The organism is Brachybacterium sp. HMSC06H03, from assembly GCF_001807385.1.
Classification (GTDB): Bacteria; Actinomycetota; Actinomycetes; order Actinomycetales; family Dermabacteraceae; genus Brachybacterium; species Brachybacterium conglomeratum.
The window spans coordinates 1-8,467 of record NZ_KV788895.1 but is presented as its reverse complement, the minus strand read 5'-3'; the positions used below and the strand labels follow the sequence as shown (position 1 = coordinate 8,467).

Sequence of the window (8,467 nt, the reverse complement as noted above, 5' to 3'; positions counted from 1 at the left end):
CGGTCCCGCCCCGTCCCCCGCGACGACGACGGTGCGGGAGTCGACCGGGACCGGCTGCGGGGCAGGCGCCGGGGCGGGGACGCGGCGCGTGACGACGATCCGCTCCGGCGCCGCGGTCCTGTCGGGCTGCTCCGACTCCTCTGCGCGGGGCACGAGCGGGTCGCGGAAGGAGAGGTTCAGGTGCACGGGACCGGGGTGCTCCCCGGTCGCGGCGGCGAGGGCGCGGGCGGCGGTGGAGACGGCGGTGCGCAGCTCGACCGGGCTCGCCGCCTCGGCGGTCGGGGCGGGCAGGTCCACGGCCAGGCGCACCAGCGAGCGGAACATGCCGGCCTGGCGAGTGGTCTGGTTCGCGCCGACCTCGCGCAGCTCGGCAGGCCGGTCCGCGGTGAGCACGAGCAGCGGGATTCGCGAGTGGTGCGCCTCCATCACGGCGGCGTGGAGGTGCGCGGTGGCGGTACCGGAGGTGGTCACGACCGCGGCGGGCCGCGCAGGATCCAGGCGGCCGAGGCCCAGGGCGGTGAAGGCGGCGGCGCGCTCGTCGATCCGCACGTGGGCACGGATCCGACCGGCCACCTCGTCGGCCGCGAGGCCGTAGACCAGCGGCGCGGAGCGCGAGCCGGGAGCGAGCACCGCCTCGGCCAGTCCGAGCCCCGCGAGCGCGGACCAGACCGCGACCGCCTGGTCCACCGCGCCGGAGCCGGTGGGCCGGGGCGCGGGGATCGTCAGCGGTGCGGGGATCGGGGCGGAGGGCTCGTGCACCCCGTCAGGGTAGTCCCGGCCCGCTCACGTGCTGTCAGAGCAGGGCCGCGCAGGCCGCGAGCCGCTCCTCCCAGCGCGCGGCGAGGGCGCCGTCGGCCGCGTGGCGGGCGAGCAGCTCCTCGCTCGGCGCCGTCCGGCCGACGGGCAGCGTGCCGCCGGTCGCGTGCAGAGGCTGCGGGGCGAGGTCGCCGGTGAGCAGGGTCGCGGTCGCGAGACCGCAGGCGTGCGGCAGCTCCGGCAGCGCCGCGGCGAGGGCGAGCCCCGCGCCGAGGCCGATGCTCGACTCGAGCGCGGAGGAGACCACGACCGGCAGCCCCGCCTCCTCGGCCAGCTCGAGGCAGCGGGTGACGCCGCCGAGCGGCTGGATCTTCATCACCAGCAGGTCGGCGGCCTCGGCCCGGGCGACCCGCAGCGGGTCCTCCGCCCGGCGCACCGACTCGTCGGCCGCGATCCGGATGTCGAGGGCACGGCGCAGCGCGGCGAGGTCCTCGAGCGAGGCGCAGGGCTGCTCGGCGTACTCGAGCCCGCCCGCGGCCCGGTCCAGGACGGGCAGCGCCTCGAGCGCCTCCTCGTACGTCCAGGCGGCGTTCGCGTCGATGCGGATCCGGGCGTCCGGGCCCATCGCGTCGCGGACCGCCTCGAGGCGCTGCGCGTCGGAGGCGAGGTCGGAGCCGGGATCGGCGACCTTCACCTTCGCCGTCCGCGCACCGCCGACCGTCGCGATCCGCGCCGCGAGCACCGGCGGGAGCACCGGGATCGTGGCGTTGACCTCGATCCGATCGCGCAGCGGGGCGGGGCGGGGCGTCGTCGCGTCCTCGAGGGCGGCGCGCAGCCAGGCCGTCGACTCGGCCGCGTCGTAGTCCCAGAACGGGGAGAACTCCGCCCAGCCCTCCGGACCGTGCAGCAGCAGTCCGTCGCGCTCGGTGATCCGTCGGAACCGGGTGGTCATCGGGATGGACCAGGCGTGGACGCGGTCGATGCCGCGCTCGCGGAGGGCAGGGGGAATGAGCATGTTCCCGAGAGTAATGAACGTGCGCCGCGCGTACGAGGCACGGCACGATGAGGCGATGCAACCCACGACCGACGATGCCTCGCGGAGCCCAGCCGCTTCCGGCGCCTCAGCGCTCCCGACGACGCCCGAGGGCGGATACGGGCTGCGCCCCGTGGGGGCCGAGGACGCACTCGCGGTGCTGGGCGCTTTCCGCTCGGCGCCTGACATGGCCCGCCAAGGCGGGGTGCGGACTCTCGAGCAGGCCCATGAGCAGGTGGCCTTGCTGCTCGCCCCGCAGCGCCGGGCGACCGCGATCGTCAATGCGGAAGATTGGCTCGTCGGCCTGGTGGCGATCACCGTGGACGAGGAGAACCGCAGCGGCTGGTTCTTCTACTGGCTGCGCGCCGAGCATCGCGGTCGTGGGCTCGCGTCCCGGGCGGCCGCCACCGTCGCGGACCAGGCGCTGACGCCGACGGCCGGCGGCGGGTGGGGCCTCGAGAGGCTCGAGCTCGGACACCGGGTGAACAATCCCGCCTCCGCGGCGGTCGCCCGCGCGGCAGGCTTCGTCGACGAGGGGGTCGAGCGCGGGAAGTTCCTGATCGACGGCGAGCGCCTCGACGTGCGCATCTGCGGAAGGCTGCGCAGCGATCCGCGGCCCACGCTGCCCGGACTACCCTGGAAGCCATGACGACCCCGCCCGCCCCGCTGCCCCGTCAGGTCTCCGACACCTTCGATGCCCGCCGCTGGCGGGAGGTGCCGGCACACGAGCACGGCGGGCCCGAGCTCACCGACATCACCTACCACCGGGCCGTGGAGCGGATCGAGTCGCCCGACGGGGAGCTGACCGTGCGGGACCTGCCCACGGTGCGGATCGCCTTCGACCGTCCCGAGGTGCGCAACGCCTTCCGCCCCCACACCGTCGACGAGCTGTACCGAGCGCTGGACCATGCCCGGCTCGACACCGGGGTGGGCGTGATCCTGCTGACCGGCAACGGCCCCTCCCCCAAGGACGGCGGGCACTCCTTCTGCTCCGGCGGCGACCAGCGGATCCGCGGCCGTGCCGGCTACGAGTACGCCGCAGAGGAGGCTGTGGAGGAGACCGGTTCCGTGCGCACCCGTTCCGCGGGCCGCCTCCACATCCTCGAGGTGCAGCGCCTCATGCGCACCATGGGCAAGGTCGTGATCGCGGTCGTGAACGGCTGGGCCGCCGGCGGCGGGCACTCCCTGCACGTGGTCGCGGACATGTCGATCGCCTCCCGCGAGAACGCCCGCTTCAAGCAGACCGACGCGAACGTCGGCTCCTTCGACGGCGGCTACGGCTCCGCCTATCTCGCCAAGCAGGTCGGTCAGAAGCGCGCGCGGGAGATCTTCTTCCTCGCCGAGGAGTACTCCGCCCAGGACGCCTACGACTGGGGTGCCGTGAACCGGGTCGTCGACCACGCACGGATCGAGGAGGAGGCCCTCGCGATGGCCGCGACCATCGCGACGAAGTCCCCGCAGGCGATACGTATGCTGAAGTTCGCCTTCAACCTCGCCGACGACGGCCTCATGGGCCAGCAGGTCTTCGCCGGGGAGGCGACGCGGCTGGCGTACATGACCGACGAGGCCGCCGAGGGCCGCGACGCCTTCCTCGAGAAGCGCGACCCCGACTGGACCTCCTTCCCCCACCCGCAGGGCTGAGATGGCCGCGCCCGTGCCCGACGGCCCCGCCGCCGCGTCCCTGCCCTGGCTGGTCCCGCCCGCCTACGACGCCTCCGCCGCCTCTCTCGCCGCGCACTCCGAGGCGATCGGCGAGGTGATGGCGGGCCGGGCGCGCCTGTGGCTCGGGCCCTTCCCGGCCCCCGGCACACTGCCCGCCGGGCTCGAGGACACGGCGCTGGTGGTCCCGACCTCCGGATCGACCGGGACCGCGAAGGCCGTCGCGCTCAGCCTCGCGGCGCTGAGGGCCTCGCAGGACGCGACCGCGCAGCTCTTCGCCGCCGACGGCACCGCCCCGGACTCCCGCGGGCACGGATTCTGGCTGCCGCTGCTGCCGCCGACGCACATCGCCGGGGTGCAGGTCCTCGCCCGCGCCCACCGCACCGGCCAGGTGCTGGGCCTTCCAGGACCCGCCCTGCCGGATCCGCTGCCTGACCTGCGCGGCCATTTCGATGCCGCCACCTTCGTGGAGCTCGCCGGGCCCGTCCTCGAGCAGGCGGAGCGGGCCGGGCTGCCGGCGCTCACCTCTCTCGTCCCCACCCAGCTCACCCGCATCGTCACCGGCGCGACCGGGGACGACGCCCGCGCCCGCGGCCTGCTGAAGCGCTTCGCCGCCGTGCTCGTCGGCGGGGCCGCAACCAGCCCCGACGTGCTCGCCCGCGCCCGTGGCCAGCGGATCCCGGTGCGCACCACCTACGGCTCCTCGGAGACCGCGGGCGGCTGCGTCTACGACCGTCAACCGCTGCCCGGGGTGTCCCTGTCGGTGCTCGACCCCGACGAGTCCGGCGCGGGCCGGCTGCGGATCTCCTCCCCCACCCTCGCCCTCGGCTATCTCACCGCCGACGGCGGCACCGACGGCGGAGTGTTCGCCACTGCCTCGCCGCCAGCCGCCGAGCCGGGCACCGACGCGCCAGCCGGCGGAGCGTCCGTCGCCGATGACGGCTCCTATGACGGCGCCGGGCGCGCCTTCCTCACCTCCGACCTCGCCGAGCTCGACGCCGACGGCGCACTGACCGTGCTGGGCCGCGCCGACGACGTGATCAACACCGGCGGACGCAAGGTCCTCCCTCAGGAGGTCGAGCGTGCGATCGATCGCTCCCTCATGCTGCGCGGCCTGGTCCGCGCCTCCGTCGCGGTCGGGGTGCCCGATCCGGAATGGGGCCAGCGGGTCGAGGCGGTGGTCACCCTCGAGGAGGGCACGGACCCCGCGGAGGCCTCGGCGCTCGTCCGCTCCGCGCTGCGCACCAGCGAGGTGCCCGCGCACATGATCCCCAAGCGCGTCCACGTCGTCGCGGAGCTGCCGCTGCTGGGCATCGGCAAGGTGGACCGCGCCGCCGCTCGCCGCCTCGCCGGCGGCTGAGGGTCCGCTGCCCCGCCCTGCCCGTCGGCCGCGCCGTCGGGGAGGCCGCGGAGCCCGTGCGCCACGGACGTCGAGCAGAGCGGCGGCGGGGCATCGGAGCTGCCCGGCATCGGGCCGATCCTGCATCGCGGCGGCCCGGCATCCGGGTGGCCCGGTGCTCGTCACTCGGGTCACGACTCACAGTCGACGGGACGGTCCGGCGCCGCACCGCGGCGTAAGCTCGTCGGGGCCGTCGACCGCCGGCCCCAGCACGCGTGAGGAGCACGATGGCCAGCCTGTCGCAGTGGGTGGAGGGCGCCCGCCCGAAGACCCTCCCCGCCGCCCTCGCCCCCGTCGCCGCCGGAACCGGCGTCGCCGTGTGGCAGCTCGGCGAGCTCACCGGATCGGTCGACTGGGCGCTGGTGATCCCCCGGGCGCTGCTGGCCCTCGCCGTCTCCTTCTCGCTGCAGATCGGCGTGAACTTCGCCAACGACTACTCCGACGGGATCCGCGGCACGGACGACGACCGGGTCGGCCCCTTCCGCCTCACCGGCTCCGGCGCCGCCCGCCCCGCGACCGTGAAGCGCGCCGCGATCATCTCCCTCGCCCTCGGCGGCCTGTTCGGCGTCGTGCTGGTGGCCGTGGCGCAGATGTGGTGGGCGCTGGTCGTCGGCGCCGCCGCGATCGCCGCAGCCTGGTTCTACACCGGCGGCAGGAAGCCCTACGGCTACCTGGGCCTCGGCGAGGTCTTCGTGTTCGTGTTCTTCGGTCTCGTCGCCGTCAACGGCACGGCGCTCGCGATCACGGGCCGCCCCTCCTGGGGGGCGCTGCTCGCCTCGGTCGCGATCGGGCTGCTCGCCGTCGCGCTGATGCTCACCAACAACCTGCGCGACATCCCCACCGATGCCGTCTCCGGCAAGAGGACCCTCGCGGTCCGACTCGGTGAGCGCGGCACGCGCCTGCTCTTCACGACGGCGCTGCTGGCGCCTTTCGTGCTCATGGTGCCGGTGATCATCGCGCACTGGCCCGCGGCGCTGGTGCTGCTCGCCCTGCCGCTCGCCCTCGGTCCGGTGCGGAAGGTGCTCGGCGGGGCGATGGGCCGGGACCTGATCCCCGTGCTCGGCGCGACCGGACGGCTCGAGCTGGTCTTCTCGCTGCTGCTGCTCGTCGGCCTCGTGCTCTGACCTCGTCGGACCGCTGGTCCGCAGGACGCAACATCCGGGGAACAGCGGGCCCTTAGCTCAGGGCCCAGGGCTCAGGGCTCAGGGCTCAGGGCTCAGGGCAGCGTGTCAGCGCGCTGAGCGCCCTGGGGCGGCTCAGGCCCTGGTGTCCCCGTCGCTCGTGCCGTCCTCGGGGAGGTCGGGCAGGTCCGCGGGGCCTGCGGCGGAGTCCCCCGCCCGGGTCTCTCCGTCGATCCGGACCTCGTCGGCGAAGAGCCCGTCCTCGTACACGGCATCCTCGTCCACGGTCTCGCCGCGCTTCTCGACCCTGCGCTCGTGGGCGGCCTTCCACCGCATCGCCGCGGCGTCCCGCAGGCGGTCCAGGAACAGGATCGAGATCAGCATCGCGATCAACGCCGCGAGCACGCCGGCGAGCATCACGCCCACCCCGGCCACGGTGAGCACCCACCACAGGGCGATCCACAGGCCCAGGCGGATGACGGCGTAGAGCAGGAACTGTCGCATCGCTCCAGACTAGGTCCCCCGTCCGGGAACCCGCTGCCCCCGGAGGCGGCTCGGGGCCAGGATCACGCCGCGGGCTGCGGGCCGCGATCACGACGCGCGCGGCGAGCCCTGCCGCGGACGCGATGGGCAGCCCTGCCGTACTCCGGTCTCGTCCCGCGTCCCTGCCCGGTCCCCGATCCCGTCCTGAGTCCCCGATCTGGTCCAGAGCCCCCAATCTGGTCCAGAGTCCCCGGCCCCGTCCCAGGTCCGCGCCCTAGACTGCCCCCATGGCCCGCGGCATCCTGGCAGTCCTCTCGATCGCCCTGACCGTCTTCGCACTCGCCGACTGTGTGCAGACCCAGGACGACAAGGTCAGAGGTGTGCCGAAATGGGCATGGATCGTGCTGATCGTGCTGATCCCCTGGGTGGGACCGCTCACCTGGCTGTTCGTGGGCAAGGAGCGCTCGTGGGGCCGAGGCTCCTCCGGCAGCCCCGGTCCGCGGCGCGACGGCCCCCTCGCCCCCGACGAGGATCCCGAGTTCCTGCGCAAGCTCGACGAGGACATCCGCCGCGAGCGTCGAGAGCGTCGCGAGCGCGGTGAAGGCCCCGGCGACTCCGGCGAGCCCGACGACGGCCCCGGCGACAGCGGGACCGACACCGGCCGCAGCGCCTGAGCAGGCCCGGCCGGGAAGAGTCGCCTCGGCGATCCGCGCTTCGGCGCGTCGCATGCCGTCTCCTGCCGACCGGACCGGTCACCGGGTGTCTGCCGCGCCCGCTCTGCGAAGCTCTGCCGAGCCCTCCCCCCGGAGTCGATCGACGCCAGGTACCCCAAAGGTGGTACTCCACGTCGACCGACTGCACGTGCGCAGGCACCGATCCCGGCCGCACCACCGCTGCACAGAGTCGATCGACGTCAGGCACCAGGAAGCTGGCACCTGACGTCGATCAATTCTTCGCACCGCGGCCCTGGCCTCGTCCGCATCGCGGCGGCCGAGAACACTTCGACGATCCGTTCCAGGTCCTGGAACGGATCGTCGAAGAACTGCTCGGCGCGGCCAGAGCCGGGACCCGAGCACCCGTCGAGACCGGACTGCCTGCCCCGGCCGGAACCTCAGCCGAGGCCGGAGTAGGAGTGCAGGCCGTTGATGACCGTGTTCACGATGGTGTAGTTGAAGACCACGGCGACGAAGCCGGCCAGGGCCAGGCCCGCTGCACGAGAGCCGCGGAAGCCGCCGGTGGCGCGGGCGTGGAGGTAGGCCGCGTAGATCACCCAGATGATGAACGTCCACACCTCCTTGGGGTCCCAGCCCCAGAAGCGGCCCCAGGCCTCGCGCGCCCAGATCGCCCCGAAGATCAGGGTGAAGGTCCAGCACACGAACGCGACCGAGTGGATGCGAAAGCTCAGCGCCTCGAGGGAGGACGAGGAGGGCAGCCGGTCCAGCACGTGCCCGAAGCGGCCCCAGTGCTCGGGGAACTCCTCGGTCGCGGCGCGCTCGGCGAGGACGCGTTCGTGCGTCGCCTGGAGCAGCTGCATCGAGGCGACGACCGCGCCGAGGATCGACAGCGCCGTCGCCATGATCGCGACGCCGATGTGGATGTAGATCCAGTGGGAGTTCTGGAGGCTCGGGGTGAGCTCGGCGGCGGGCACGATCCAGAACGTCTGCGCGAGCAGCAGCACGAGCAGCACGGGGCCGACGACGAAGGTGCCCAGCGCCCGCAGCTCCGTGCGGCGCACGCTGAAGGCGAGGAAGGCGACCATCACGATCGCGGTGGAGGTGGTCGCGAACTCGTACATGTTCGCCCACGGGACGCGCTGGGTGGCGAGCGCACGGGAGATCACGCCGATCAGGTGCAGCACGGTCGCGGCCGAGGCCAGCAGGAAGGCGAAGCGCTGCGCGGACATGCCGCCGGACGCGGCGGGAGGCTCCCCCGCGGTGCCCGTACCGGCGGTGCCCGGGGCGAGGGAATCCGAGCCGCCGGCGCCGGAGCCCGCGGAGCCCGCGCTCGCTGCGCCGG

At 74.2% G+C, this 8,467-nt stretch carries 9 protein-coding genes; 5 read left to right on the top strand and 4 right to left on the bottom strand.

The window, feature by feature from the left end:
- A partial coding sequence (locus tag HMPREF3159_RS12270; RefSeq protein WP_246821628.1) for a thiamine pyrophosphate-binding protein occupies positions 1 to 759 on the bottom strand: 759 nt, incomplete at its 3' end.
- 34 nt (positions 760 to 793) lie between these two features.
- Positions 794 to 1,771 (bottom strand): o-succinylbenzoate synthase, encoded by a 978-nt coding sequence (locus tag HMPREF3159_RS12265; protein ID WP_070501260.1) that lies wholly within the window; start codon positions 1,769 to 1,771, stop codon positions 794 to 796.
- A 55-nt stretch (positions 1,772 to 1,826) separates the two neighbouring features.
- Here HMPREF3159_RS12265 and HMPREF3159_RS12260 point away from each other — a divergent pair, with 55 nt between their 5' ends.
- The 4 genes from HMPREF3159_RS12260 (at position 1,827) to HMPREF3159_RS12245 (ending at position 5,971) form a co-directional block, all read left to right on the top strand.
- Positions 1,827 to 2,438 (top strand): GNAT family N-acetyltransferase, encoded by a 612-nt coding sequence (locus HMPREF3159_RS12260; RefSeq protein ID WP_083305935.1) that lies wholly within the window; start codon positions 1,827 to 1,829, stop codon positions 2,436 to 2,438.
- Complete coding sequence (locus HMPREF3159_RS12255; RefSeq protein ID WP_070501259.1) at positions 2,435 to 3,430, top strand: 1,4-dihydroxy-2-naphthoyl-CoA synthase; 996 nt, start codon at positions 2,435 to 2,437, stop codon at positions 3,428 to 3,430. Before HMPREF3159_RS12260 ends, HMPREF3159_RS12255 begins: the two co-directional genes overlap by 4 nt.
- A 1-nt stretch (position 3,431) precedes the next feature.
- Positions 3,432 to 4,808, top strand: a complete 1,377-nt coding sequence (locus tag HMPREF3159_RS12250) for an AMP-binding protein (RefSeq protein WP_070501258.1) — start codon at positions 3,432 to 3,434, stop codon at positions 4,806 to 4,808.
- Between the two features lie 266 nt (positions 4,809 to 5,074).
- Positions 5,075 to 5,971 (top strand): 1,4-dihydroxy-2-naphthoate polyprenyltransferase, encoded by an 897-nt coding sequence (locus HMPREF3159_RS12245; RefSeq protein WP_070501257.1) that lies wholly within the window; start codon positions 5,075 to 5,077, stop codon positions 5,969 to 5,971.
- A 132-nt stretch (positions 5,972 to 6,103) separates the two neighbouring features.
- On the opposite strand, the gene HMPREF3159_RS12240 is transcribed toward HMPREF3159_RS12245, so the two are convergent.
- The gene (locus HMPREF3159_RS12240; RefSeq protein ID WP_070501256.1) at positions 6,104 to 6,472 is read right to left on the bottom strand and encodes a DUF4229 domain-containing protein; all 369 of its coding nucleotides are present in this window, start codon (positions 6,470 to 6,472) and stop codon (positions 6,104 to 6,106) included.
- A gap of 266 nt (positions 6,473 to 6,738) precedes the next feature.
- Between HMPREF3159_RS12240 and HMPREF3159_RS12235 the strand changes: the two genes are divergently transcribed.
- Positions 6,739 to 7,125 (top strand): PLD nuclease N-terminal domain-containing protein, encoded by a 387-nt coding sequence (locus HMPREF3159_RS12235; RefSeq protein ID WP_070501255.1) that lies wholly within the window; start codon positions 6,739 to 6,741, stop codon positions 7,123 to 7,125.
- Between the two features lie 437 nt (positions 7,126 to 7,562).
- On the opposite strand, the gene ccsB is transcribed toward HMPREF3159_RS12235, so the two are convergent.
- Positions 7,563 to 8,467, bottom strand: a 905-nt coding sequence (ccsB, locus tag HMPREF3159_RS12230; protein ID WP_070501254.1) for a c-type cytochrome biogenesis protein CcsB, incomplete at its 5' end; no start/stop codon positions are given.